Source organism: Demequina sp. NBRC 110051 (assembly GCF_002090055.1).
GTDB lineage: Bacteria > Actinomycetota > Actinomycetes > Actinomycetales > Demequinaceae > Demequina.
In genome coordinates this window covers 1-25,842 of record NZ_BBRH01000022.1, presented here as the reverse complement: position 1 = coordinate 25,842, position 25,842 = coordinate 1, and the positions used below count along the sequence as shown (strand labels likewise).

Below are 25,842 nucleotides of genomic sequence, written 5' to 3'. Positions count from 1 at the left end.
AGCCAGCGGAGCCCCTACGGCGTGGGCAGCCCGCCGTTGACGTTGATGGTCTCGCCCACCACGTAGCTCGACTCGGGGGAGGCGAGGAACACATAGGCGGGAGCGAGCTCGACCGGCTGGCCCATGCGGCCCAGGGCCGTGTTCTCGCCGAACTGCTCGACCTTTTCCGGCGGCTGTCCCTCCGTCACCTGGAGGGGAGTCCAGATGGGGCCGGGGGCGACCGCATTGACGCGGATGCCCTCGGCCGCCAACTGCATGGCGAGGCCCTTCGTGAACCCGTTGATCGCGTATTTGGTCGAGGCGTAGTCGATGAGGATGGGCGAGGGCTTGTACGCCTGTACCGACGTGGTGTTGATGATGGTGGAGCCAGGCCCCATACGCGCCAAGGCGTCCTTGGTCAGCCAGAACATCGCGTCGATGTTGGTGCGCAGGGTCTTGTCGAGCTCCTCCTCGTCGAACTCACGGAAGTCCTTCTGATAGACCTGGTTGCCCGCGTTGTTGACGAGGATGTCGAGCCCGCCCAGAGCCTCGACGGTGTCTGCCACCAGGCGCCTGCTGGTCTCTCGCTCACGAAGGTCGCCAGGCAGGAGCACCGCCTTGCGGCCCTCAGATTCGATGAGGCCGCCGATGCGTTCGGCATCGGCCCGCTCGGCCTCCAGGTAGTTGATCGCGACGTCGGCGCCCTCGCGGGCGAACGCGATCGCGACCGCCGCACCGATCCCCGAGTCGCCGCCGGTGATCAGCGCCTTGCGACCCGTGAGCCTGCCGGTGCCTCGGTAGGAGGTCTCGCCGTGATCGGCCGGGGGAGTGAGATCGGCGTCCGAGCCCGGGAAACGCTGGTGCTGTGCCTGCGGCTTCATGTCGGAAAAGCGCTCGGCGGGATTGTCGAACGAGAGCTGGTTAAAGGTCACGTTGTCCTCCTTGCTGTCGGCGTCCATGTCCTCACCGACAACCGGGAGGCGCCTGCGCTTGTTCCATCCTGTGGCCGATGCCGCCGCCAAGCCGTCCGTGCCAGGCTGGACGTCATGCCGACGTACCGCTCTGTCCAGTGGTCCTTCCAGAACACGCTGGTGGCGACCGCGCTGATCGTGTCCCTGATCGCGGTCGTCGTGCTGTTCTTCGCCGCCGACGGCTGGAACGAGGCGCCGTGGCTCGCGGGCGTCACCATCGCCGTGCTCGTCGCGCCGCTGTTCATCCCGATGGTCATTGAGGTGGGGACGGAAGGCATCCGCGTCGGGCTCGCGGGGATGACCGTGCGCACCATCGCGCTCGAGGATGTCGTGGCCGTCGAGCGGCGCGACTATAAGCCGCTGCGCGAGTTCGGTGGGTGGGGCCTCAGGTGGGGCGTGACTCACCGCAACGCGCGCGCGTACACGACGACGGGCTCCTCCGCCGTCGTGCTCACCCTGAGAGACAGCCGTGAGATCTACCTCGGCGTGGCCGACGAGCCCGGCCTGGTGGAGACTGTGCGCCTGAGAGTCGAGGCGTAGCGCGCCCGCGTCCTATTCGCCCGTGGGCTTCTCCTCGTGCCCGCCAAAGCCCTTGCGCATCGCGGAGAGCACCTTCTCGGCGTAAATGTCCAGGTCGCGTGAGGCGAAGCGCGAGTACAGCGCGGTCGTGAGCACCGGTGTCGGTACGCCCTCGTCGATTGCGGCGATCGAGGTCCAGCGGCCCTCGCCCGAGTCGGACACGTGGCCCGAGAACTCCGTGAGGTCGGGATCCCGGTGCAGTGCCTCGGCCGTGAGGTCCAGCAGCCACGATCCCACCACGGAGCCGCGTCGCCATACCTCCGCGACATCGTCCACCGGGATGTCGTACTGGTAGTACTCGGGGTTGGCCATCGGTGCGGTCTCGGCGTCCGCCGTCATCTCCCGCGAGCCGATGTTGGCGTTGCGCAGCACGTTAAGCCCCTCGGCGTAGGCGGCCATCAGGCCGTACTCGATGCCGTTGTGGACCATCTTCACGAAGTGACCCGCGCCGTTGGGGCCGCAGTGCAGCCAGCCGCGCTCGGCGGGCGTGGGATCGCCGGTGCGCCCCGGCGTGCGTTCGGCGGTGTCGATGCCGGGGGAGATGGTGTCCCAGATGGGAGCCAGGCGCTGCACCACCTCGGCCTCGCCGCCCACCATGAGGCAGAACCCGCGCTCCAGTCCCCACACGCCGCCCGACGTGCCGCAGTCGACCAGGTGGATGCCCTTGTCTGACAGTGTCGCGGCGTGCGCGAGATCGTCGCGGTAGTAGCTGTTACCACCGTCGATGATCGTGTCGCCCGGCTCCAGCACCGCGGCGAGGGACTCGATCACGCCCTGGGTGATGCGCCCGGCGGGCACCATCACCCAGATGGCGCGCGGAACCTGGAGCGCCGTCGCAAACTCCGCGACGTCGTGCACGGGGATGGCGCCCTCGGCGGCGAGCGCGTCGATGGCGTCCGCCGACACGTCATGCACCGCGACCGTGTGGCCGTCGCGCATGAGTCGCCGGCTGAGTCCCGCGCCCATCCGTCCTAGGCCGATCATTCCCAACTGCATGGGGGTCGTCGTCATCTGTGTCTCCTCGTCGTCGGGTCTCACGGGCCGATGCCGTGGTCGGCTGGGTAGGTCGGGTCGGTTTGCGGTGTGGCGGCGCGGGCGCCTAATGGCCGCCGTGATCGGGGGCCACGACGGGCCTGTGCCACGGCCCGTCCTCGCCGATGAGCCGGCCAGCGGCTTCCTCGGGTCCCCACGAGCCGGGCTGGTAGGGGATGGCAGGAGCGTGGTCGGTGAGCACCGCGTCGACCACGCGCCACGCGGCCTCGACGGACTCCTCGTGGGTGAACAGGGCGCTGTCGCCTCGCAGGGCGTCGGCCAGCAACCGCTCGTAGGGCTCGCGCTCGAGCGGGCTCTCGGTGGGAAGGCGTAGCTCCTGTTCGTGGCCCACAAACTCCTCGCCGGGCCGCTTCACGCGAACCGACAGGCCAATCTCCCCCTCGGGGGACAGGCGGAACCGCAACCGGTTGGGGTGCTGGTCGGGATCCTGGGCATCGTCGAAGAGCGCCTGCGGCGGACGCTTGAAGTCGACGACCACCTCGCCGGCCGAGACGGCCAGGCACTTGCCGGTGCGCAGGTAGAACGGCACCCCGGCCCAGCGCCACGAGTCGATCTGCAACCTGACGGCCGCGTAGGTCTCGACGTCCGAGTGCGGGTCCACACCATGCTCGTCGCGGTAGCCCACAAACTGCCCGCGCACGTAGTCCGAGCGGGTGAGCGGCCGCATCGCCTTGAACACGTTGGCCTTCGCCGCCTGCACCGCGCCGTAGCCCTGGTACGTGGGCGCCTCCATGGTGAGGAGGGCCACGATCTGGAACAGGTGGTTCTCGACCACGTCGCGCAGCGCGCCCGCGGACTCGTAAAAGGAGCCGCGGTCGCGCACGCCGAAGTCCTCCGCGAGGGTGATCTGGACGGACTGGATGTAGTTGCGATTCCAGATCGGCTCGAACATCGCGTTGGCGAAACGGAAGTACAGCAGGTTCATGATCTCTTCCTTGCCCAGGAAATGATCGATGCGGAAGATCGATTCCTCGTCAAACGCGTCGCGGATGACGGCGTTGAGTTCTTTCGCGCTCGCAAGGTCGCGCCCGAAGGGCTTCTCGACCACCACGCGCGCGTCCTCGTGCAGCCCCACGGACTTGAGGCCGGTGATGACCGTGCCGAACAGCGTCGGCGGGATCGCCAAATAGTGCGTGGGATGTGAACACTCGGCGAGGACCTCCCGCAGTTGCGCGAACGTCGCCCCGTCCCGATAGTCGCCGTCGACATAGCGCAGCAGATCCGTCAGCCGCTCGAGTGCCGGCTCATCGACGTCGTCGCCGTGCTTGGCGTGTACCGCCTCGCGCGCTCGCTCGCGCAGGTCCTCCACGGTCCACTGCGAGAACGCGACGCCGATGACGGGCACCGTGAGGGTGCCCGATTTCACCATGCGGTACAGCGAGGGAAAGATCGATTTGCGGGCGAGGTCGCCGCTGGCGCCAAAGAACACCAGAGCGTCGGACGGGGTGCCGGGTGCGGCTCCAGCCATGGTTCTCCCAACAACGAAACGGGCAGGTAGGTCGTCATTGCCAGCCTACGGGGCGCGACGCGGTCATGCACCAGCGCCCCCAGCCGGTCGCGCCGCCCCGGGCGACATGAACGCTCGGTGACATCGGCTCGCCCGCTCCGCCATGGCATCGGCCGCTGTCTATGCTGGCGGGCGGAATCCCACCTGGGGCGGCCTCGTTGACGCGGATATGCCCCAGTACAGCAACGATGCAAGGAGAGTCCTCATGACCGCCACCAGCCCGCTGGCCGCCCTGTCCGCCGCCGGCGTCTCGATCTGGCTCGACGACCTCAGCCGCGAGCGCCTCGCGAGCGGATCGCTCGCGCGCGACGTCGCGAGCAAGTCCATCGTCGGTGTCACCACCAACCCGTCGATCTTCGCCGCGGCCGTGTCCGGCTCCGACCAGTACGACGACCAGATCGCACAGCTCGCCGCCAGGGGCGTGGACGTCGAGGAGTCGGTGCGCATGATCACCACCGCCGACGTGCGCGCCGCGTGCGACGTGCTGCGGCCCGTGTGGGAGGCCACGGATGGCGTGGACGGGCGCGTCTCGATCGAGGTCGACCCCCGCTTCGCTCGCGACACCGAGGCGACCATCGCGGAGGCACGCCAGCTGTGGTGGCTCGTCGACCGCCCCAACGCCATGATCAAGATCCCCGCGACCGTCGAGGGCCTGCCCGCGATTCGCGCGGCCATCGGTGAGGGCATTTCCGTCAACGTCACCCTGATCTTCTCGCTCGAGCGCTACGCCGCGGTGGTCGACGCCTTCCTCGCGGGTCTCGAGGATGCCCACGCCGCCGGGCGTGACCTCAGCAGCATCGAGTCGGTCGCGTCGTTCTTCATCTCGCGCGTGGACTCCGAGGTCGACAAGCGCATCGCGGCACTCGGCCCCGGTTCGCCGTTGGCGGGCACGGCCGCCATCGCCAACGCCCGCCTCGCGTTCGAGCACCACGAGGACGTCCTCGCGTCCGAGCGCTGGGCGGCGCTCGCGGCCGCCGGAGCCCATCCGCAGCGACCCCTGTGGGCCTCGACGTCGGTCAAGAGCGACGCGTACCCCGACACGATGTACGTGGACGAGCTGGTGACCGCAGGAACCGTCAACACCATGCCCGAGTCGACCATCGACGCCTACGCCGACCACGGCCCCGTGCCCGCCTCGACCGAGGGATGGGACACCGTCCACGGAACCGGTGACGAGGCGCGTGCGACCTTCGCCGCCCTGACGTCCGCCGGCGTGGACATGGATGACGTCACCGCGCAGCTCGAGGACGAGGGCATCGCGAAGTTCGCCGACGCATGGGAGGACCTGCTCACGCGCGTGCGCGAACAGCTCGCTCGCTAGGCGTCAGGAGTCGGGCAGGGAGCCGCAGCGCTCGCGCGTGTAGGAGATCACCGTGCCGAGCGCTGCGGCGCCCTCGCTAACGGAGGCCGCGGCGTCCGGATCGGCGACGAGCGCGGTCATGGCCTCGTTATAGGCCTCCAGGGAGTCGACCGTCGCAAGAATGTTCGCCTCCGGCCCCGCATAGGCGTCCACATAGTGGAGGACGTCTGCGAAGGCCTCGTCCGCAGCGTCGTTGGATACCGCCGAGTCCGCATCGCTCCAAGCCTGGCCATCGATCTGTGCGCGGGCCGCTGTCCAGCGGTCTTTGACCACCGCGATCGCCTCGAGCATGCGTTCGCCCGCGGCGTTGACGACGTCCACGGCCCCGGCCCCCTCCTCGAGGTCCGCCTCCACGCCACCGGCATCCGTGGCGGCCAGGAGGTCCAACTGTGCCAGGTACCCCTCCCGCGCGGCGTCGCAATACGGGTCCACCCCGCCAGCGATCGAGCCGTCACCCGCGGACGTAGGAGCCGCCGATGCCGTGGGCGCGTTCTCCGCCCCGCCCGCCTGGGCGGTGGGTTGCGTGGGCGGCACCTCGTCGTCGCCGGAGCACCCGGCGAGGGCAAGCACCATCGCGAGGCCGGCCGCGACGAGGGTGCGCATAGGACGAGCGTGCCACCATCAGCGGCCCGCCGCCATACTCAGCGGTGCACTGCCACATTCAGCGGTGCACCACGACCTTCCCGATGACGGTGCCGGATTCCACGAGCCGGTGCGCCTCGCGGATGCCCGCCGCGGAGAAGTCGTCGATGTGTACCGTCGCGGTCGGGACGACTGCTCCGGTGTCGACCAGGTCGGCGACCTCGGCGAGCATGCGGCCCTGCTCGCCCATGTCCCACGTCTCGTACCGCGAGCGCGCGAACATGTACTCCCAGTGAAAGCCGATGGACTTGGGGAACAGCGGGAGCAGGTCGAGGTCGCCGCCGTCGATGGACACGATCTGTCCGAAGGGGCGCAGCAGGTTCCCGTAGGCCTCGATATTGCCCGGGGTGTAGGACGAAAAAACGTACTCGAGCCCGTCGGGAGCGAGCGCGCTCACCGAGGCCTCGAGGTCGCGGTGGTCAGCCACGGCATCGGCCCCCAGACGCCGGCACCACGCCGCAGTCTCGTCACGCGAAGCGGTGGCGATGACCCTCAGGGCCGTGAGCTGCTTGGCGAGCTGGATCAGGATCGAGCCCACGCCGCCGGCGCCGCCCACCATCAGGATCGTGCCGGAATCCTCCCGGTTGATCCGCATGCGCTCGAACATGCCTTCCCACGCTGTGATCGCGGTCAGCGGCAGCGACGCCGCATCGGCAAAGGTGATCGAGGCGGGGCGGCGGGACACGATGCGGTGGTCGACCGCTTGAAGATCGGCGTTGGCTCCCGCGCGGGAAGCGTCGCCCGACCACCACACCTCGTCTCCGATCGAGAATCCCTCGACCGCAGAGCCCAGACCCACCACGGTGCCGGCGCCGTCGAAACCCAGGATCTTCGGTGGCCCGCCGGCCTTCACGCGCGAGCGGCGCTGCACATCCGTGGGATTGACGGACACCGCCTCGACGCGGATGAGGAGGTCGGTGTCGCGCCCGGAGGGGTCGGGCACCTCGATGTCTTGGAGGGCGAGCGGATCGTCGACCGGACGAGCGTCGAGCGCGGCGATGGCGTGCATGGGGGTCCTTCCGTCATGGCGGGCCGGACCCGCCGGATTGTCCTAGTCGTGAGGTGACGCGGGCGAGTCAGGGGTGGGGGAGTCCGCCGCCATGGAGTCCGCCGCCATGGGGTCGGGCGCCGTGGGTTCGGGCACCGTGGCATCCGGTCCGGCGAGCCGTGACCTGGCCTCGATCGCGACATCGGTCGCCTGCGCCCACCCCAGCCCGGCCGCGCAGAGCGCGTGCGTGATGACCAGTTGAAGGCCGTCGGTATCGCCCAATGCTCCGGCTTCTGCGGCTTCGATGACGTCGATCGTGGCCTGCTCGATCAGCCAGCTGATGGCTGCGGGCGAGATGTCCGCGCGCACCTCGTGACGCCCGGCCGCGGCTGAGACGGCCTCGCGCAGGGTGGCGCGCAGGGGTGCGAGCGCCTTCTCGACGCCACGACGGTAGGGGCCGCGCGAGGCCATGCGGGTAAGTGGTAGCACCGGTGCCTGGTCCTGCCACACGCGGCCGATGAGCATGGCGATCTGGGTCAGCGGCGGACCGTCGTCGAGGAAGATCGCACCGGCCAGCCTGGTGGCGCCGCGCACCACCGTGGCCTCGACGAGCGCGGCACGCGTGGGGAAGAGTTGCCGGGCGGTGTCCTCGTCGACCTGTGCGCGCCGTGCGACGGCGCTGAGGGGAGCGCCCGCGTCCCGGCCCAGTACTTCCGACGCGGCATTCAGCATGCGATCGCGCGCCCCTGCCTGCTCTGCGGCGGTGGGGTGCGAGCGGTCGCGACGGAAAAACCTCACACGGCCACCTCGGCGAGCGCGGACCGGTAGACGGCCGCGACGCGGTCCAACATGGCGTTGGCGCGGTCGTCGACGCGCTGGCGTGATGCATCGGCCTCGAACCATTCAAGGCATTCACGGATGCCCTCGGCGAAGGAGATGCGCGCCTCCCACCCCGGCACCAGGTCCTTGATTTTGCTGGTGTCGTAGGCCGCGGGGTGCATCTTGTCACCGTAGATCGAACCAGCCTGGTCGGGCGCGGCCGCCACGAGGGCGTCGGAGGGCACGCAGACGCGTTGCTCGCCGAACTGTTCGGGGCTCAGCCCCGCGGCATCGGCGATAGCGCCGTAGATGGCGTTCCACGTCAGCGCCTCGTCCGAGGTGATGTGGACCGCCTCGCCCAGGGCGCGCTCGTTGCCGAATAGCCCCACGGCCGCCGCCGCGAGGTCGCGCGCGTGCGTCAGGGTCCACAGCGAGGTGCCGTCGCCGGGGATCACGACGTCAGCGCCGCGGCGCATGCGGTCCACGATCGTCCACGGGTGGCTGCTGTTGCCGGTAAAGGCGGGAATCTTGGAGGGGCCATAGGTGTGCGCGGGGCGGATGATCGTGTACGCCAGCCCAGCGGCGGCCGCCCGTTCGCGCAACACCTGCTCGGCGCTTGCCTTGAGCCGCGCGTAATCCCAGAACAGGTTCTCTTGGGGATCGTCCTCCCGCGTCAGGTGGAGCCGGTCGAACGTCTGGTAGCTCGCGGACGTGGCGATCAGGGCGTACTGGTCGGTCAGCGGCGCGAACGTCTCGACATCGTCGGCGACGTGCTCGGGGGTAAAGGCCACGGACTGCAGCACGGTGTCGAAGCGGCGCCCCGCGAGCGCACCGCGCAACGCGGAGGCGTCAGTGGCGTCCACCGTGACGACGTCGACGCCCGGCGGGGGCAGCGCGAGGGTGGAGCGGCCGCGGTTGACGAGGGTGAGGTCGTGACCGGCGGAGAGCGCAGCGGCGGCGACCTCCGAGGAGATGAGTCCCGTGCCTCCGACGATGAGGATGCGCATGGCCTCAGGCTAACGGGAGGCGATCGATTCCGGTCACCTCGGGGGCGTAGCCTGAGCCCATGATTGCCGACTGGGCGGTTGCGCTACAGCGCGCCGTGTCCGCCGACCTGCCTCGTGGGTGGCGTGATGCCGCCCCGTGGGGTTTTCCGGCACAGGCGGAGTTGGGACTGATCGGCGGGGTGTTCGCCGCGCAGGTGCCCGGCCGTGTAGTCGATTCGCTCGCGTCGCGCTACATGGTCGCGAGGCCCGGGCGCATGCTCGACAACCTCGGCGACCTTGCCCAGATCTCCGCCGACGACCTCGCGCGCTTCCTCGGCGACGAGTGGGGCTCCTCCACGGTGTTGGGGGTCCCGCGGCGCCGGGTCGAGGTCATCCTCGAGGCGGCGGCGCTGCTCGCCGAGCAAGGTGTGACGTCCGCGGCGGGTTTCCGCGAGGCGGCCGCCGATGCATCGCGTGGGGTGGAGCGCACCCTCATGGGCGTGCGCGGCATCGGCCCCGTCACCGCCGATTCCATTGCCGTGCACATGCAAGCGGACCTCCGTCCCGATACGAGGCTCGTCGCGTTCATCGCCGACAGCATCGGTGAAGACGCGGTCGCGCTCGGCGCGGACGGCGCGTCCGGCGCGCTCTCCGAGGCGGCGCGTCGCATGAGTGTCCAGCGTCGGGTCCTCCAGCACGCTCTGTGGGCCCTCGTGACCGCGGACGACGCGCCGGGGGAGGACGCAGCACTGTAGCGAGTGCGGCCGTCGCCTACACCAGGCCGTCGACCACTACACCAGGCCGTCGACCGTGCGCGCGAGCAGTGCCACGCGCGCCGGGCCGTCGGTGAGGGTGTGCTCGCCCAGGCGGCGGAATCCGAGCGCCTCATGGAACGACATGGAGCGCTGGTCGAGCGGCTCGAGCGCCACCTCGGTGGTGACCTCGTTGGCGCCGCGCTCGCGGGCGCGCTCGAACACCGACTCGTACAGGGCGCGGCCGATGCCGGTGCCGCGTGCCGCCGACGAGACCACGATGCGGTCGATGTACTGGTGGCGGGTGTGTCGCTCCTCGAACCAGCGGTAATTGGGCGACGTGTAGGGCTGCCCGCCTCCCAGGCTGAGGAGGAAGGCCGTGATGTCGCCCGCGCGGCTCGTCGCGACCAGCGCGACGTCGCACATTGCACGCAGCTCGGCGAGTGTCGCGGCCTCCAACGGGCGGATGGTCGGCGCGGCGTCGTTGTTCAGGCGCAGCACTGCGTCGAGGTCGGTCTCGCGCATCACGCGCAGGCGCAGGAACTGCATGGCGACATTGTGCCGTGCCCGTGTCACGAATGCGTGTCGTGCGCGGGTCGTCTCAGTTGCGAGGAACGTCCGTCATCGCGACAGGAGCAGGACCTTTCCCGTCGTCGCGCGGCCCTCGAGTGCCTCGTGGGCGCTCGAGGCGTGCTCGAGACCGAAGGTCGCGCCGATGCGCACGGTGAGGTCGCCGCCTTCGATCGCGCCGAAGAGCTCCGTGGAGCGCCAGCGACGCTCCTCTGGCGTGCGCAGATGATGACCCAGCGTGGGCCTGGTCACAAACAGCGACCCGCCCGCGTTCAGGCGCTGCAGGTCGAACGGGGGGACCTGTCCCGAGGCGCCTCCGAACAGCACCAGCGTTCCGCTCACCGCGAGCGACGCCAGTGAGCCCTCGAAGGTGGCCGCGCCCACGCCGTCGTAGACCACGGTGACCCCGTTGCCGCTCGTCAGCGCCCGTACCGCGGCGGGCAGGTCGCTGGTCATGTCGGCGAAGCGGTCGTAGCGGATCACCTCGTCGGCGCCCGCCTCCCGCGACAGGCGCTCCTTGTCCTCGCTTGAGACGGTCGTGATGACGCGTGCCCCGCGCGCGCGGGCGAGTTGGGTGAGGAGTAGCCCCACCCCGCCGGCACCGGCGTGCACGAGCGCGGTGTCCCCGGGGCCGAGGGGAAAGGTGGAGGTCGCGAGATAGTGCGCGGTCAGCCCCTGCAGCATCGCCGCGGCCGCGGTGGTGAGGTCGACGCCCGCAGGCACCGGGTACAGGTCGTCGGTCTTGACGCATACCTGCTCGGCATAGGAGCCGGGGGAGGAGCACCACGCCACCCGGTCGCCCACGGCCACCTCTGTGACGCCCTCGCCCACCCCCGCGACCACGCCCGCGCCTTCCGAGCCCGGCCGCCAGGGAAACTCGACGGGGTACACGCCCGAACGCTGGTAGGTGTCGATGAAGTTCACTCCGGCCGCCTGGACATCGACCAGCACCTCGCCGGGACCGGGAGTCGGCGGATCGACCTCGCGCACCTCCATCGCGGAGGCGGGGCCAGGAGAGGAGACGACGACGGCGCGCATGGCATCAGCGTGACACGCCTGGTGCGCGCCAGACCAGCAGACATGCAAACCTATGTATAGTTATGCACATGACACTCAAGGTCGCAGTCTCTGGAGCCTCCGGATACGTCGGCGGCGAGGTCCTGCGCGTCTTCAGCGAGCACCCGGATGTCGAATTCGGTGCCCTGACCGCGCACTCCTCCGCCGGCGATCGATTGGGGGTGCATCAGCCACACCTGCGAACCCTCGCGGATCGCGAGATCGTCGAGACGAGCGTGAACACGCTCGCGGGCCACGACGTCGTCGTGCTCGCCCTTCCGCACGGCACCAGCGGTGAGATCGCGGCGCAGTTGCCGCCCGAGACGCTCGTGCTCGACTGCGGCGCCGACCATCGCCTCGCCTCTTCCGAGGCCTGGGCCGAGTACTACGGCGGCCACCACTCGGGGACGTGGCCCTATGGCATGCCCGAGCTGATCACCGCAGACGGCCACCAGCGCGACAACCTCCTTGGTGCGAAGCGCGTCGCCGTGCCCGGCTGTAACGTCACGGCCGTCACTCTCGGCCTGCAGCCCGGCGTCGCCGCAGGCGTGGTGGATCCCACCGACATCACGGCCGTGCTCGCGGTCGGCTATTCGGGGGCGGGAAAGAAGCTTGCCACCAACCTGCTCGCCTCCGAGGGCCTGGGAGCGGCGAGCCCCTATGCCGTGGGCGGCACGCACCGCCACATCCCCGAGATCGTGCAGAACCTCGAGGTGGCCGGCGCGGCCGACGTCAAGATCAGCTTCACGCCCACGCTCGTCCCGATGGCCCGCGGCATCCTTGCGACCATCACCGCGCCGCTGGCCGCTGGCGTGAGCGCCGATGAGGTGCGCGCCGCCTGGGAGTCCGCCTACGCGGACGAGCCCTTCGTGCACGTGCTCCCCGAGGGTCAGTGGCCCACCACCGCCGCCACCCTCGGCGCGAACACCTGCCTGGTCCAGGTCGCCGTCGACAAGAAGGCCGGCCGCGTGGTCGTGGTCAGCGCGATCGACAACCTCGTCAAGGGCACCGCGGGAGCGGCCCTGCAGTCCATGAACATCGTGCTGGGGTACCCCGAAACCACCGGCCTGCAACTCCAGGGAGTGGCACCGTGAGCGTGACCGCAGCACAGGGATTCGTCGCCGCCGGCGTCGCGGCGGGCATCAAGTCCACCGGCGCGAAGGATGTCACCGTCGTCGTCAACGACGGGCCGTCCAAGGTCGCCGCCGGCGTCTTCACCACCAACCGCGTCGAGGCCTCCCCCGTCACGTGGTCGCGCGAGGCCGCCTCCGATGGCCGCATCGACGCCGTCATCCTCAACTCCGGCGGCGCGAACGCCTGTACGGGTCCCGAGGGCTTCGCGGACACCCACGCCACCGCCGAGCACGTCGCCCAGGTGCTCAGCGCCGCGGGCCGCGAGACCGCGCCTGGCGACGTCGCCGTGTGTTCCACGGGCCTGATCGGTGTGCGCCTGCCGATGGACAAGCTCCTCGCGGGCGCCGATGCCGCGATCGCGGACCTTACCGCCGACGGTGGCCAGGCCGCCGCCGAGGGCATCATGACCACCGACTCCGTCTCCAAGACCGCCGTCGCCACCCGCGACGGCTGGACCGTGGGCGGGATGGCCAAGGGCGCGGGCATGCTCGCCCCCGGGATGGCCACCATGCTGTGTGTGGTGACCACCGACGCCCAGGTGGAGCCTGCGACCGCCCAGGTGGCCCTCGCGTCGGCCGTCGCCGCAACCCTCAACCGCGTCGACTCGGACGGCTGCATGTCGACCAACGACACCGTGCTGCTGATGTCGTCGGGGGCGAGCGGCGAGGCCCCCGACGCCGCGGCGTTCGAGGAGGCGCTCACGGAGGTGCTCGCGAGCCTCGCGCGCCAGCTGGTCGCCGACGCCGAGGGTGCCGCGCACGACATCGCCGTCACCGTGCGCGGGGCGACCACCGAGGCCGCGGCCGAGGCCGTCGCCCGTGCCATCACACGCTCGAACCTGTTCAAGACCGCGATCTTCGGCAACGACCCCAACTGGGGCCGCATCATCTCGGCAGCCGGCACCGTGCCCGTCGACGTTGCACCCTTCGACGCCCGCACCCTCGACGTGTGGGTCAACGGCATCCAGGTCTGCCGCGCCGCCGGCGTAGGCGAGGACCGCGACCTCGTCGACCTCACGGGCCGGGAGGTCGAGGTGATCGTCGAGCTGCACGCCGGCGACGCCTCGGCCACCGTCTGGACCAACGACCTCACCCACGATTACGTCCACGAGAACAGCGCCTACTCCTCATGAGCACCGACATCGAGTACCCCGACCTCACGCCCCAGCAGAAGGTGGGCGTCCTCATCGACGCCATGCCCTGGATCGAGTCCTTCACGGGCGCGACCGTCGTCATCAAGTACGGCGGAAACGCCATGATCGACGACGACCTCAAGGCCGCCTTCGCTCAGGACGTCGTGCACCTGCGCCTGCTGGGCCTGCACCCCGTGGTGGTGCACGGCGGCGGCCCGCAGATCAACGACATGCTGAGCCGCCTGGGCATCGAGTCCGAGTTCCGCGGTGGCCTGCGCGTCACGACGCCCGAGGCGATGGACGTGGTGCGCATGGTCCTCACCGGCTCCGTCTCGCGCGAGCTCGTGGGCCTCATCAACGACCACGGCCCCCTCGCGGTGGGCCTGTCCGGCGAGGACGCCGGCCTGCTGCAGGCCAAGCGCCGCACCGCCGAGATCGACGGCGAGCCCGTCGACGTGGGCCAGGTGGGCGACGTCGTCAAGGTCAACCCCGCGGCGATCGAGGACATCATCCACGCCGGCCGCATCCCCGTGGTCAGCACGGTCGCGCCCGACATGGACGACCCCACCACCGTGCTCAACGTCAACGCGGACACCGCCGCCGCGGCCATCGCCGTCGCTCTGCGCGCCCGCAAGCTCGTCATGCTGACGGACGTCGAGGGCCTGTACGCCAACTGGCCCGACCGCACCTCCTTGGTGCGGCGCATCCACGCGAGCGACGTCGAGAAGCTGCTGCCCTCGCTCGCGTCGGGCATGGTCCCCAAGATGGAGGCGTGCCTGCGTGCCGTGCGCGGGGGCGTGCCCCAGGCGCACATTATTGATGGCCGCGAGCCCCACTCGGTGCTGACCGAGATCTTCACGACCTCCGGCATCGGCACCATGGTGCGCCCCGACGACACGGACCTGTGGGCATGAGCGCGCAGCAGCCCCTGAGCACCCACGGCGAGGCGGGCCTCGAGCGCGGCGCCGTCGACCTGCAGCGCTACCAGCACGCGCTCATGGGTACCTTCGGCGTGCCCATGCGTGTGCTCAAGCGCGGCGAGGGATCGTACGTATGGGACGCCGATGGCAACCGCTACCTGGACCTCCTGGGCGGCATTGCGGTGAACGCCCTGGGCCACGGACACCCCGCGTGGGTCGAGGCGATCGCGACGCAGGCCGCGACCCTCGCGCACGCCTCGAACTTCTTCGCCACGGAGCCCCAGATCGCCCTCGCGGAGAAGTTGCTCGACCTCGCGCAGGCGCCGACCGGCTCGCGCGTGTTCTTCGCGAACTCCGGCACCGAGGCGAACGAGGCCGCCATCAAGATGGCGCGCAAGATCGGCAAGGGCACCATCATCGCGCTCGAGGGCGGCTTCCACGGCCGCTCGACCGGCGCCCTCGCGCTGACCCACAAGGAGGCCTACCGGGCGCCCTTCGCTCCGCTCATCGGCGACGTGGTTTTCGTCCCCGTCAACGACGAACAGGCGCTGGCCGATGCCGTTCTCGCCCACGCCGCGGACCTTTCCGCGATCGTCCTTGAGCCCATCCAGGGAGAGGCCGGCGTCATCCCGCTGACCCACGCGTACCTCTCGAAGGCTCGGGAACTCACCCGCCGCCACGACGCGCTGCTGGTGTTCGACGAGGTCCAGACGGGCGTAGCCCGCACGGGTGCATGGTTCGCCCACCAGTTGCACGGCATTCAGCCCGACGTCATGACCCTCGCCAAGGGCCTGGGCGGAGGCTTCCCCATCGGCGCCGTGATCGCGTACGGCGAGCGCTGCGGATCCATGCTCGGTAAGGGCGAGCACGGCACCACGTTCGGAGGCAATCCGCTCGCCGCGGCAGCCGCGCTCGCGACGCTACGTGTGATCGAGGACGAGGACCTCATCGCCAACGTCAAGGCCGTCAGCGCCCACCTGCGCGAGCGCCTCGAGGCCATGGACGGCGTGCTCGAGGTGCGCGGTGAGGGGCTGCTGCTGGGCATCGGCCTCGCGGCGCCCGTGAGCGCCGAGATCGCCCAGGCCGCCGTCGCCGCGGGCTTCATCGTGAACCCGCCCAGCCCAGACACGATCCGCCTGGTGCCCGCGCTGACCCTGACGACCGCCGAGGCGGACACCTTCCTGACCTGGATCGAGGGCCACCTGGCCGCGCATCCCCTGACCGAAAGCGAGCGGTGATGACCCGTCACTTCCTGCGCGACGACGACCTCACGCCTGCCGAGCAGCGCGAGGTCCTCGAGTTGGCCCTCGCCATGCGCGGCGACCGGTTCTCACGCCGTCCCTTCGAGGGGCCGCAGGCCGTGGCGATCATCTTCGACAAGCACTCCACCCGTACGCGCGTCTCGTTCTCCGCGGGCGTCGCCGAGCTGGGCGGATACCCGCTCGTGATCGACTCCCAGAACTCCCAGATGGGCCGCGGCGAGCCTGTCCGCGACACCGCGCGTGTGCTCGAGTCCATGACCAGCGCGATCGTGTGGCGCACCTTTGGTCAGGAACTGATCGAGGAGATGGCCGAGGGCACGAGCGTGCCCGTCGTGAACGCCCTCACCGATTCCTTCCACCCGTGCCAGATCCTCGCGGACCTCGCGGCGGTGGCCGATGCCCGCGGCGGCGTGGGGGCTCTTGCTGGCCTCGACCTGGCCTACGTGGGCGACGGCGCGAACAACATGGCGCACTCGTACCTCCTGGGCGGCGCGCTGGCGGGGATGCACGTGCGCATCGGCACTCCCGCCGACTACCTCCCTGACGCCGACGTGGTCGCGCGGGCGGAGGAGATCGCTGCGTCCACCGGTGGCTCGGTCACCGTCACGACCAGCCACGACGAGGCCGTCACCGGCGCGGACGTCATCGCCACAGACACCTGGGTGTCGATGGGGGACGAGGCGCAAAAGGCCGAGCGTGCCCAGGTCTTCACCCCCTATCAGGTCAACGCCCGTGCGCTCGAGCTCGCCGCGCCCGGCGCGCATGTGCTGCACTGCCTGCCCGCCTATCGCGGCCAGGAGATCACCGCCGACGTCATCGACGGCGACCAGTCGCTCGTGTGGCTCGAGGTGGAGTACCGGCTGCACGCCCAGAAGGCGCTGCTGACGTGGCTGGTGGAGCACTGAGCGTGATGACCCAGACCATCCCCGCGACGAAGGCAGCGCGCCAGGCGCTCATCCGTCGCATCATCGAGACCGAGGCGGTGCGCTCTCAGGGCGAACTCGCCCTGCGGCTCGTGCAGCAGGGGATTCACGTCACGCAGGCCACGCTGTCGCGCGACCTCGTCGACATCGGCGCCATCAAGGTCCGCGGGCTGGGCGGCGCTCACGTGTATGCGACCTCGGACTCCCTCACGGCGTCCGAGGACACCGATCAGCGCCTCACCCGCCTGTGCGGGGAACTCCTGCTCGCCGCGGATGGTTCGGCGAACCTCGCGGTGATCCGCACCCCCTCGGGAGCCGCGCAGTACCTCGCGAGCGCCATCGACCAGCACGAGGACATCGAGATCCTCGGCTGTGTGGGCGGCGACGACACCATCATGGTGATCTCGCGCGACCCCGACGGCGGCCTGCGCCTCGCGCAGCGCTTCCTGGAGCGAGCCGCGGGCGGCGGTCACTCGTAGGCCGTTCGCCCCTCGCCCCAGCAGCAGTTTCCGGCCCCGCGCCGGCATCATCATTCACAGCAATACAAGGAGACAGACATGACGGACAGAGTCGTACTGGCCTATTCGGGCGGACTCGACACCTCGGTAGCAATCGGCTGGATCGCCGATGCCACGGGCGCCGAGGTCATCGCGGTGGCGGTGGACGTGGGCCAGGGCGGTGAGGACCTTGAGGTCATCCGCCAGCGCGCGCTCGACTGCGGCGCGGTCGAGGCCTACGTGGCCGACGCCCGCGACGAGTTCGCCGAGGAGTACTGCATGCCCGCCCTGCAGGCCAACGGCCTGTACCAGGAGAAGTACCCGCTGGTCTCGAGCCTGTCGCGCCCCGTGATCGTCAAGCACCTGGTGAAGGCCGCTCGCGACTTCGGCGGCACCACCGTGGCCCACGGCTGCACCGGCAAGGGCAACGACCAGGTCCGCTTCGAGGTGGGCATCACCTCGATCGCCCCCGAGCTCAAGTGCATCGCCCCCGTGCGTGACCTTGCGCTCACCCGCGACAAGGCCATCGAGTACGCCGCCCGCCACGAGCTGCCCATCGAGACCACCAAGTCCAACCCGTTCTCGATCGACCAGAATGTCTGGGGCCGCGCCATCGAGACCGGCTTCCTCGAGGACATCTGGAACGCGCCCACCAAGGACATCTACAACTACACCGACGACCCGGCCTTCCCGCCGGTGCCCGACGAGGTGGTCATCACCTTCGAGCACGGCATCCCCGTGGCGATCGACGGCGAAAAGGTCACCCCGCTGCAGGCGATCGAGATCATGAACAAGCGCGCGGGTGCCCACGGCATCGGCCGCATCGACATCGTCGAGGACCGCCTGGTCGGTATTAAGTCGCGCGAGGTCTACGAGGCCCCCGGCGCGATCGCCCTCATCGAGGCGCACCGCGAGCTCGAAAATGTCACGCTCGAGCGCGAGCAGGGCCGCTTCAAGCGCCACGTCGAGCAGAAGTGGTCGGAGCTGGTCTACGAGGGCATGTGGTCCTCGCCGCTCAAGGACAACCTCGACACGTTCATCTACGACACCCAGAAGTACGTAAACGGCGACATTCGCATGGTCCTGCACGGTGGCCGCGCCACCGTGACCGGCCGCCGTTCGGACACGGGGCTGTACGACTTCGCGCTCGCCACGTACGACGAGGGCGACGCGTTCGACCAGTCCGCCGCCCGCGGCTTCATCGAGATCTACGGCCTGGCCGCCAAGCAGGCCGCGGCGCGCGCCGAGCGCCTGAACGGCTGAGAGGACACACCCCGTCATGAGTGAGCAGCACGGTACGAATGAGGGACACCTGTGGGGAGGCCGGTTCGCCGACGGCCCCGCCGAGGCCCTCGCGCGCCTGAGCAAGTCCACGCACTTCGACTGGCGCTACGCCGACGACGACCTGCGCGGATCGATCGCTCACGCCCACGCGCTGCAGCGCGCCGGGCTGCTCACGGATGACGAGACCTCGACCATGGTCGACGGCCTCGAGGCGCTGCGCGGTGACGTGGCGTCCGGGGCTGTCGGCCCGGCCGAGTCCGACGAGGACGTCCACGGTGCCCTCGAGCGCCTGCTGATCGAGCGCATCGGCCCCGAGGTGGGCGGCAAGCTGCGCGCCGGCCGGTCCCGCAACGACCAGATCGCAACCCTGCCACGCATGTACCTGCGCAGGCACGCCCGCATCATCGCCGTCGGCATGCTCGATGTGGTGGACGCGCTGCTTGAGCAGGCCGACCGTCACCTGGACGCGCCCATGCCCGGCCGCACGCACTTCCAGCACGCGCAGCCCGTCACCTTGGGTCACCACCTCATGGCGCACGCGTGGCCGCTGCTGCGCGACGTCGAGCGCCTCACCGACTGGGACGCACGCGCCGCGTTCTCGCCGTACGGCGCGGGCGCATTGGCGGGCTCGACCCTGGGCCTCGACCCGCAGGGCGTCGCCGACGAGCTCGGCTTCCTCGCGCCGTGCGAGAACTCCATCGACGCGACCGCCTCCCGCGACGTGATCGCCGAGTTCACGTGGGTGACGGCCATGCTCGGCGTGGACCTGTCTCGCATCGCCGAGGAGGTCATCGCGTGGGCGACCGTCGAGTTCGGCTTCGCGGGCCTCGACGACGCCTACTCGACCGGGTCCTCGATCATGCCGCAGAAGAAGAATCCCGACATCGCGGAGCTGGCCCGCGGCAAGGCCGGGCGCCTCATCGGCGACCTCACCGGTTTGTTGGCGACCCTCAAGGGTCTGCCGCTCGCGTACAACCGCGACATCCAGGAGGTACACGAGCCGGCCTTCGACGCCGTCGAGACGCTCGAGGTGCTGCTGCCCGCCTTCGCCGGCATGATCCGCACCCTCGTGTTCCGCGAGGAGCGCCTCGCCGAGCTCGCCCCGGCGGGCTTCTCTCTCGCGACCGACATCGCCGAGTGGATGGTCAAGCAGGGCACCCCGTTCCGTGTGGCCCACGAGGTCGCCGGCGCGTGCGTGCGCTTGTGCGAGAAGCGCGGCAAGGAACTGCACGAGCTCACGGAGGAGGAGCTGCAGGCCATCCACCCCGACCTCACCGTCGACGTCCTGTCGGTGCTCACGGTGGAGGGCTCCCTCGCGGCCCGCGACGGCATCGGCGGCACCGCGCCGGTGCGCGTGGTGGAGCAGGGCAAGGCGGCGCGCGCCCGCGTGGCGCACTTCCGTCCCTGGGCCGAAGCGGCCAGCTAACCACCAGGCCTCCCGCCGCGATGACGCACCTCAGCCTCGAAGCCATGCTCGACGACGCGCTGCGCCTGCTCGCGTGCGAGTCGCCGTCCTCCGACCTGGAGGCCGTCGCGCGCAGCGCCGGGCTCACCGCAGAGGTACTCGGGGCCCGCTTCGCCGCCGCGGGTCTGCCCGCCGCGCCCGAACGGATCGTCATCGACGGCGTCACGCACCTGTGCTGGCGGTTCGCCGGCCCCACCCGCGTGCTGCTCCTCGGCCATCACGACACCGTGTGGCCCCACGGCTCCCTCGCCACGCACCCCGCGAAGGTCGCCGACGGCGTCCTCACCGGGCCGGGCTGTTTCGACATGGTCATCGGCCTGGTGCAGGCCGCTCACGCGGTCGCCGCGCTGGCCGCGTCGTATGGGGCCGATGCCGTGGCTGGGGTCACGTTCCTCGTCACCGGGGACGAGGAAGTCGGCTCCCTCACGTCCCGCGCGCTGATCGAGGAGGAGGCTGCGGGGGCAGATGCCGCCCTCGTCCTTGAAGCGGCCGGTCCTGGCGGCGCCCTCAAGACCGAGCGCAAGGGCACCTCGATGTACACCGTGCAGGTGCGCGGCCGTGCGGCACACGCTGGCCTCGAGCCCGAGTCAGGCGTCAACGCGGGGATCGAGCTCGCGCACCAGATTCACGCCATCGCCGCGCTCGGCGACCCCATGCTCGGCACGACGGTCACGCCCACCTCCGGTCGGATCGGGAGCACGCTGAACACCGTGCCCGCCTCCGCGGCGATCGATGTCGACGTGCGTGCGACGAGCGCCGCCGAGCTCGAGAGGGTCGACGCGGCCATGCGTTCCCTCACAGCCCAGTTGCCCGGGGCGTCCCTCTCCGTCGACGGGGGCATCAACCGCCCTCCGCTCGAGCGCCGCCATGCCCAGGCACTGTACGCACGCGCCGACCGCCTCGCGCCCACGGTCGGCGTCACGCATCTCACCGCATGTGCCGTGGGTGGCGCCTCCGACGGCAACTTCACCGCTGGCATCGGCGTCCCGACGCTCGATGGCCTCGGGGGCGTGGGCGGGGGAGCGCACGCCGACGACGAGCACGTCCTGGTCGACCACATCGTCCCCCGCACCTCCCTGCTTGCGGCACTGGTCCGCGACCTTCTGACGAGCCCGGCATGACCGACACGGTCGTGACCTCGGCCCGAGCGGACGCCATCGCCGCGGCCCAGCGCGCCGGCGTCACGATCCGAGCGCTCGCGCCGGCACAGACGTGGCGCGCCGGTGCGCTGCTGACCGAGCTGTGGGGGACCGCCGTGGTCGAGCCGCCCCTCATGTCCGCCCTGGCACACTCGGGCGCCTATGTCGTCGGCGCCTTCTCAGCCGACCAGGATGACCTCGTCGCCGTCTGCGTCGGCTATTTCTCGCAGCCGCTCGGCGACACCCTCCACTCGCACGTCGCAGGCGTCATCCCCTCACACGTCCGCCGTGGCATCGGCCTCGCGCTCAAACTCGACCAGCGGGCTTGGTGCCTGGAGCGCGGACTCAACCGCATCACGTGGACCTTCGACCCGCTCGTCGCGCGCAACGCGGCCTTCAACATCGGCCGACTGGGTGTCGCCGTCGACGCCTACGTTGAGGACTTCTACGGCGAGATGGCCGATGCCGTCAACGGCGGCCACGGAAGCGACCGGCTCGTCGTGGGCTGGGATCTGGCTCGGCCCCTTGGCACGCCGCGGCCGCCTTCCGGCGCGACGCTGCGCGTCGAGGCGCCCGCGGATATCGAGGGGCTACGCGCCGCCGATCCCGCCCAGGCCGCCGCCTGGCGGTCGCGACTGCGTACGGAGCTGGCCCCACGCATCGGCCATGGATGGCGAGTGACCGGCTTCGACGACCACCACTATCTCCTGGAGGAGAGCGCATGATTCTCGACACCGTGACGCTGCGGCTGCTGCGCATCCCGCTCGTGGCTCCGTTCACCACGTCGTTTTCCACCCAGACCGCGCGCACGGTTCTCACGGTGAGGGTCGACGCCCGCGTGGGCGGCACCGAGGTAACCGGATGGGGTGAATGCGGGGCGCTGGCCGAGCCGGTCTACTCCGAGGAGTACGCCGCGGGCGTCGTCGACGTCACCGAGCGCTTCCTGCTGCCGCTCCTGTCCGAGGCCTCGCGCGAGGATCGCCTGACGGCCGAGACCGTCGGCGAGCTCCTCAGCCCCATCGTGGGGCACCGCATGGCCAAGGCGGCGCTGGAATCGGCGATCCTCGACGCGCAATTGAAGGCCGCGGACCAGTCTTTCGCGCAGTACCTTGGCGCCACGCGGACCCGTGTGCCCTCGGGAGTGTCGGTCGGCATCCAAGATTCGGTGCCGCAGCTACTCGACACGGTCGCCGGCTATCTCGACGAGGGCTACCAGCGCATCAAGCTGAAGATTCAGCCCGGCTGGGATGTCGCCCCCGTACGGGCAATACGCGAGGCGCATCCCGACGTGGCACTCCAGGTCGACGCCAACGCCGCGTACACGCTCGTCGACGCGGCGCACCTGCGCAGGCTCGACGACTTTGACCTGCTTCTGATCGAACAGCCGCTCGCCGAGGACGACCTGCGCCAGCACGCCGAGCTCGCTCGCGTGATGAAGACCCCGATGTGTCTGGACGAGTCGGTGGTCTCCGCTGCCTCGGCAGCCGACGCCATCCACCTGGGCGCCGCCGCGGTCATCAACATCAAGCCTTCGCGAGTCGGCGGCTACCTCGAAGCGCGCCGCATCCACGATGTCGCACGCGCGAGCGGCATCGCCGTGTGGTGCGGGGGCATGCTCGAGACCGGGATCGCGCGCGGTGCCAACGCCGCCCTCGCAGCGCTCCCCGGGTTCACGCTGCCGGGCGACATCTCCGCGTCGTCGCGCTTCTATACCGAGGACGTCACCACGCCGTACGTGCTCGAGGACGGGCACATTGCCGTTCCCACCTTCGCGGGGCTGTGCGAGGACCCCGATCCCGCCGCGCTCGACCGGTTCGGTGAGGCGCCGCGCGTCCTCGCCGTCGCGTAGGCCTCGCTCGCCGCGCCCCGTACTCTGGGCCGATGCCCTCCGCTCTCGTCGCCTCCGTCGCCAGCCGGGTACGCACGTCACCACCTACGCCCGGCGGTGCGCGCATCGTCCTGATCGACGGACCCGCGGGTGCGGGCAAGACCACCTTCGCGGACCGACTGTCGATGGCTCTCGACGGTGCCCCTGTGCTCCACGCCGACGACATGTACGAGGGATGGGAGGGCCTCGCCACACTCACCGACCTGTTGGTGAGACGGGTGCTCGCGCCCCTGGCACAGGGGCGCGCGGCCGAGTTCGCGTGCTGGGACTGGCACGCGGGGCGCCGGGGAGCGGCCCTCCATGTGGAGCCCGCGCCCGTCGTGGTCATTGAGGGCGTGGGCGTCGGTCAGCGGGCAGCGCGGGCGTTCGCCAGCCTGCTGGTGTGGGTCGAGGCGCCTGCGCACGTGCGTCACGAGCGTTGGCTCGACCGTGAGGGACCGCAGAGCGAGGGCCACTGGACCCGGTGGGCACAGAGCGAGGCGGAGCATTTCGCGCAGGAGCACACCCGCGAGGCCGCCGAGGTGACGGTCGACGGCGCAGCCTCACGCCCCGGTTCTCAGGGCGTGCCGCATATCTGAGAGACCTCTCAGGTGAAGGGGCATACCTTCGTATTAGTCGCTGGGTACGCGACGACCCGAGTCGGTTGGACCCTCATGGATGTCCACCCCTCAGCGCCGATTCGAGGCTTCTGGGCGCGTACCCAGCGACAACTCATATCCCCAGGGCCCGTTCCACTGAGGGTTGCCCGCGTCAACGGCGATGCGGGCGCTTCACTTTCACTCACGCGCGCCTGGCACAATGGGCTCACCATGACAGAGCACATCCTCGACGAGCTCGCCTGGCGCGGGCTGATCTCCCAGACCACCGGTGACGACGAGCTGCGCGCAGCTCTCGACGAGGGACCCATCACGCTCTATTGCGGTTTTGACCCCACGGCGCCCAGCCTCCACATCGGCAACCTGGTGCAGATCCTCACGGTCAAGCGCTTCCAGCAGGCAGGCAATAACCCGCTGCTGCTCGTGGGTGGTGCGACCGGACTGATCGGTGACCCCAAGATGGCAGGGGAGCGCACGCTCAACCCCGTCGAAGTCGTGCACCAGTGGGTCGAGCGCATTCGCGGCCAGATCGAGCCGTTCCTCGACTTCGAAGGCGATCACGCCGCCACGATGGTCAACAACTTCGACTGGACCAAGGACATGTCCGCGATCGAGTTGCTGCGTGACGTGGGCAAGTACTTCCGCATGGGCACCATGCTGGCCAAGGACACGGTGGCGCGCCGCCTGAACTCCGATGACGGCATCTCCTACACGGAGTTCAGCTACCAGGTGCTGCAGGGCATGGACTACCTCGAGCTGTACCGACGCCATGGCTGCAGCCTGCAGACCGGCGGCTCGGACCAGTGGGGCAACCTCACGTCGGGGACGGAACTCATCCGTAAGGCCGAGGGCGTGAGCGTGCACGCCATGTCGACGCCGCTGATCACCAAGGCAGACGGCACCAAGTTTGGTAAGACCGAGTCAGGCACCGTGTGGCTCGACCCCGCAATGACGAGCCCGTACGCGTTCTACCAGTTCTGGCTCAACCAGGCCGATGCCGACGTCGCCAACTACCTCAAGGTCTTCACCTTCCGTACGCGCGAGGAGATCGCCGAGCTCGAACGGCTCACGGCGGAAGAACCGTTCAAGCGCGAGGCGCAGCGCACCCTGGCGCATGACGTCACCTCCCTTGTCCACGGCCGTGAAACGGCCGATGCCGTGGTCACCGCCTCGCAGGCACTGTTCGGCCGTGCGGAACTCACCGACCTGGACGAGGCCACCCTCGCGGGTTGCGCCGCCGAGTTGGGCTCAGCCGAGGTGGCAGGCGACACCCTGGTGATCGATGCACTCGTCGAGGCTGGCATCGTCACGTCCAAGTCGGATGCCCGCAGGGCGGTCCAAGACGGCGGCGCCTACGTGAACAACGTCAAGGTCGATGGCCTCGAGGCGGCGGTGGGGGACACTACTGCACTCGCCGGCGGCTGGTACGTCCTCCGTCGCGGAAAAAAATCTGTGGGACTTGTGAGGGTCTAGCCGCACCCGACACGACCCCTGGCGACCGTCATAGTGATGTTTGCCAGGGGTTTTGTCGTCTAATGGAGGGCGACACGCCCGAGATTCCGCCGATTTGACGGGGGTACGTTCAAGCCCGTAATGTCTTCCTCGCTGCCAAGGAAGGGAGCGCGGGACGAAAGCGAAAAGCTCGAGGCCCGCCCCGCCAGACAGCCAATCTCCACTGAGAAACCCGGGTCGCTGAAGCGTGCTCGAGGGTGTAAGGTTGAGAGCCCTGGACGAAACACGGTTGAAACCGGCTGAAAACGCCGATTTGACACCGCGGATCGAACAGTGTAAGTTAGAAGGGTTGCCCCAAATCCGAGCCGAAAGGCAAAGATGAGGTGAGCTTCCGATCTTTGAGAACTCAACAGTGTGCCACATAGTCGATGCCAAAATCTCCGGCATCTGCCCTAAAATTGGGGTTGGATGTAGGATTCCTTTGGTAATGAAATGAATGTCAGTGACATTTGTTCTCTTGCTAGAGATTAAACCGGTTCTTTGGAACCACTTCGTTTGTTGATGAGCCTGTTTGCAGGTTTCTGATAAAGCATTTACGGAGAGTTTGATCCTGGCTCAGGACGAACGCTGGCGGCGTGCTTAACACATGCAAGTCGAACGGTGAAGCGAGAGCTTGCTCTTGTGGATCAGTGGCGAACGGGTGAGTAACACGTGAGTAACCTGCCCCAGACTCTGGGATAAGCCTTGGAAACGAGGTCTAATACCGGATAAGCGGCACCACCGCATGGTGAGTGTTGGGAAAGATTTTTTGGTCTGGGATGGACTCGCGGCCTATCAGCTTGTTGGTGAGGTAATGGCTCACCAAGGCGACGACGGGTAGCCGGCCTT

Annotated in this window: 25 protein-coding genes and 1 rRNA gene; 17 read left to right on the top strand and 9 right to left on the bottom strand. The window is 69.5% G+C overall.

The features are described 5' to 3' along the window. Window positions 1-14: 14 nt before the first annotated feature. Window positions 15-938, bottom strand: a complete 924-nt coding sequence (locus B7K20_RS12360; protein ID WP_084102832.1) for an SDR family oxidoreductase — start codon at window positions 936-938, stop codon at window positions 15-17. Between the two features lie 87 nt (window positions 939-1,025). Here B7K20_RS12360 and B7K20_RS12355 point away from each other — a divergent pair, with 87 nt between their 5' ends. Beyond that, window positions 1,026-1,490, top strand: coding sequence for a hypothetical protein (locus tag B7K20_RS12355; protein ID WP_084102831.1), 465 nt, complete (start codon window positions 1,026-1,028; stop codon window positions 1,488-1,490). Window positions 1,491-1,502: 12 nt separating this feature from the next. Here B7K20_RS12355 and gnd read toward each other — a convergent pair whose 3' ends face one another. Beyond that, window positions 1,503-2,540, bottom strand: coding sequence for a phosphogluconate dehydrogenase (NAD(+)-dependent, decarboxylating) (gnd, locus tag B7K20_RS12350; RefSeq protein ID WP_234985830.1), 1,038 nt, complete (start codon window positions 2,538-2,540; stop codon window positions 1,503-1,505). A gap of 88 nt (window positions 2,541-2,628) precedes the next feature. After that, window positions 2,629-4,050 (bottom strand): glucose-6-phosphate dehydrogenase, encoded by a 1,422-nt coding sequence (zwf, locus tag B7K20_RS12345; RefSeq protein WP_084102830.1) that lies wholly within the window; start codon window positions 4,048-4,050, stop codon window positions 2,629-2,631. Between the two features lie 244 nt (window positions 4,051-4,294). On the opposite strand from zwf, the gene tal reads away from it, so the two are divergent. Then, window positions 4,295-5,410: a transaldolase gene (gene tal / locus B7K20_RS12340; protein WP_084102829.1), complete on the top strand. Its 1,116-nt coding sequence runs from the start codon at window positions 4,295-4,297 to the stop codon at window positions 5,408-5,410. Window positions 5,411-5,413: 3 nt separating this feature from the next. Here the strand turns inward: tal and B7K20_RS12335 are convergent, their stop codons facing one another. From B7K20_RS12335 to B7K20_RS12320, 4 genes are read right to left on the bottom strand one after another with little or no spacing between them, the layout of a single operon-like run. Next, complete coding sequence (locus tag B7K20_RS12335; protein ID WP_084102828.1) at window positions 5,414-6,052, bottom strand: hypothetical protein; 639 nt, start codon at window positions 6,050-6,052, stop codon at window positions 5,414-5,416. A gap of 58 nt (window positions 6,053-6,110) precedes the next feature. Beyond that, window positions 6,111-7,100: a zinc-binding alcohol dehydrogenase family protein gene (locus B7K20_RS12330; RefSeq protein ID WP_084102827.1), complete on the bottom strand. Its 990-nt coding sequence runs from the start codon at window positions 7,098-7,100 to the stop codon at window positions 6,111-6,113. 42 nt (window positions 7,101-7,142) lie between these two features. Beyond that, window positions 7,143-7,877, bottom strand: coding sequence for a TetR/AcrR family transcriptional regulator (locus tag B7K20_RS12325; protein WP_084102826.1), 735 nt, complete (start codon window positions 7,875-7,877; stop codon window positions 7,143-7,145). Further along, window positions 7,874-8,905, bottom strand: a complete 1,032-nt coding sequence (locus tag B7K20_RS12320; RefSeq protein WP_084102825.1) for an NAD-dependent epimerase/dehydratase family protein — start codon at window positions 8,903-8,905, stop codon at window positions 7,874-7,876. The genes B7K20_RS12325 and B7K20_RS12320 overlap by 4 nt, the downstream gene beginning before the upstream one ends. A gap of 59 nt (window positions 8,906-8,964) precedes the next feature. On the opposite strand from B7K20_RS12320, the gene B7K20_RS12315 reads away from it, so the two are divergent. Next, the gene (locus B7K20_RS12315; protein ID WP_084102824.1) at window positions 8,965-9,639 is read left to right on the top strand and encodes a hypothetical protein; all 675 of its coding nucleotides are present in this window, start codon (window positions 8,965-8,967) and stop codon (window positions 9,637-9,639) included. A gap of 36 nt (window positions 9,640-9,675) precedes the next feature. Here the strand turns inward: B7K20_RS12315 and B7K20_RS12310 are convergent, their stop codons facing one another. Together B7K20_RS12310 and B7K20_RS12305 are read right to left on the bottom strand one after the other, a co-directional pair. Beyond that, complete coding sequence (locus B7K20_RS12310; protein ID WP_084102823.1) at window positions 9,676-10,185, bottom strand: GNAT family N-acetyltransferase; 510 nt, start codon at window positions 10,183-10,185, stop codon at window positions 9,676-9,678. Between the two features lie 72 nt (window positions 10,186-10,257). Continuing rightward, window positions 10,258-11,244, bottom strand: coding sequence for a quinone oxidoreductase (locus B7K20_RS12305; RefSeq protein WP_084102822.1), 987 nt, complete (start codon window positions 11,242-11,244; stop codon window positions 10,258-10,260). Between the two features lie 68 nt (window positions 11,245-11,312). Between B7K20_RS12305 and argC the strand changes: the two genes are divergently transcribed. From argC to B7K20_RS13165, 14 genes are all read left to right on the top strand, one after another. Then, the gene (gene argC / locus B7K20_RS12300; RefSeq protein WP_200809103.1) at window positions 11,313-12,356 is read left to right on the top strand and encodes an N-acetyl-gamma-glutamyl-phosphate reductase; all 1,044 of its coding nucleotides are present in this window, start codon (window positions 11,313-11,315) and stop codon (window positions 12,354-12,356) included. Continuing rightward, entirely contained in the window at window positions 12,353-13,528 is a 1,176-nt protein-coding gene (argJ, locus tag B7K20_RS12295) for a bifunctional glutamate N-acetyltransferase/amino-acid acetyltransferase ArgJ (protein ID WP_084102820.1), read from the top strand. The genes argC and argJ overlap by 4 nt, the downstream gene beginning before the upstream one ends. After that, window positions 13,525-14,442: an acetylglutamate kinase gene (gene argB, locus B7K20_RS12290; RefSeq protein WP_084102819.1), complete on the top strand. Its 918-nt coding sequence runs from the start codon at window positions 13,525-13,527 to the stop codon at window positions 14,440-14,442. Before argJ ends, argB begins: the two co-directional genes overlap by 4 nt. After that, the gene (locus tag B7K20_RS12285) at window positions 14,439-15,686 is read left to right on the top strand and encodes an acetylornithine transaminase (protein ID WP_084102850.1); all 1,248 of its coding nucleotides are present in this window, start codon (window positions 14,439-14,441) and stop codon (window positions 15,684-15,686) included. The genes argB and B7K20_RS12285 overlap by 4 nt, the downstream gene beginning before the upstream one ends. Continuing rightward, entirely contained in the window at window positions 15,686-16,615 is a 930-nt protein-coding gene (argF, locus tag B7K20_RS12280) for an ornithine carbamoyltransferase (protein WP_084102818.1), read from the top strand. The genes B7K20_RS12285 and argF overlap by 1 nt, the downstream gene beginning before the upstream one ends. A 5-nt stretch (window positions 16,616-16,620) precedes the next feature. Next, window positions 16,621-17,112 carry an arginine repressor gene (argR, locus tag B7K20_RS12275; protein ID WP_084102849.1) on the top strand — a complete coding sequence of 164 codons (492 nt, stop codon included), beginning with the start codon at window positions 16,621-16,623 and terminating at the stop codon, window positions 17,110-17,112. A 78-nt stretch (window positions 17,113-17,190) separates the two neighbouring features. After that, the gene (locus tag B7K20_RS12270) at window positions 17,191-18,393 is read left to right on the top strand and encodes an argininosuccinate synthase (protein WP_084102817.1); all 1,203 of its coding nucleotides are present in this window, start codon (window positions 17,191-17,193) and stop codon (window positions 18,391-18,393) included. Window positions 18,394-18,409: 16 nt separating this feature from the next. Beyond that, a complete protein-coding gene (gene argH / locus B7K20_RS12265) occupies window positions 18,410-19,840 on the top strand; it encodes an argininosuccinate lyase (RefSeq protein WP_084102816.1) in 1,431 nt (476 codons plus the stop codon). Window positions 19,841-19,884: 44 nt separating this feature from the next. Further along, window positions 19,885-21,000, top strand: a complete 1,116-nt coding sequence (locus B7K20_RS12260; protein ID WP_234985829.1) for a M20/M25/M40 family metallo-hydrolase — start codon at window positions 19,885-19,887, stop codon at window positions 20,998-21,000. Next, window positions 20,997-21,743 (top strand): GNAT family N-acetyltransferase, encoded by a 747-nt coding sequence (locus tag B7K20_RS12255; RefSeq protein WP_144018683.1) that lies wholly within the window; start codon window positions 20,997-20,999, stop codon window positions 21,741-21,743. Before B7K20_RS12260 ends, B7K20_RS12255 begins: the two co-directional genes overlap by 4 nt. Then, the gene (menC, locus tag B7K20_RS12250) at window positions 21,740-22,867 is read left to right on the top strand and encodes an o-succinylbenzoate synthase (RefSeq protein ID WP_084102814.1); all 1,128 of its coding nucleotides are present in this window, start codon (window positions 21,740-21,742) and stop codon (window positions 22,865-22,867) included. The genes B7K20_RS12255 and menC overlap by 4 nt, the downstream gene beginning before the upstream one ends. Before the next feature lie 32 nt (window positions 22,868-22,899). Next, the gene (locus tag B7K20_RS12245) at window positions 22,900-23,484 is read left to right on the top strand and encodes a hypothetical protein (protein ID WP_084102813.1); all 585 of its coding nucleotides are present in this window, start codon (window positions 22,900-22,902) and stop codon (window positions 23,482-23,484) included. Between the two features lie 231 nt (window positions 23,485-23,715). Beyond that, window positions 23,716-24,975 carry a tyrosine--tRNA ligase gene (gene tyrS / locus B7K20_RS12240; protein ID WP_084102812.1) on the top strand — a complete coding sequence of 420 codons (1,260 nt, stop codon included), beginning with the start codon at window positions 23,716-23,718 and terminating at the stop codon, window positions 24,973-24,975. A gap of 571 nt (window positions 24,976-25,546) precedes the next feature. Further along, a 16S ribosomal RNA gene (locus B7K20_RS13165) occupies window positions 25,547-25,842 on the top strand; the annotation flags it as partial.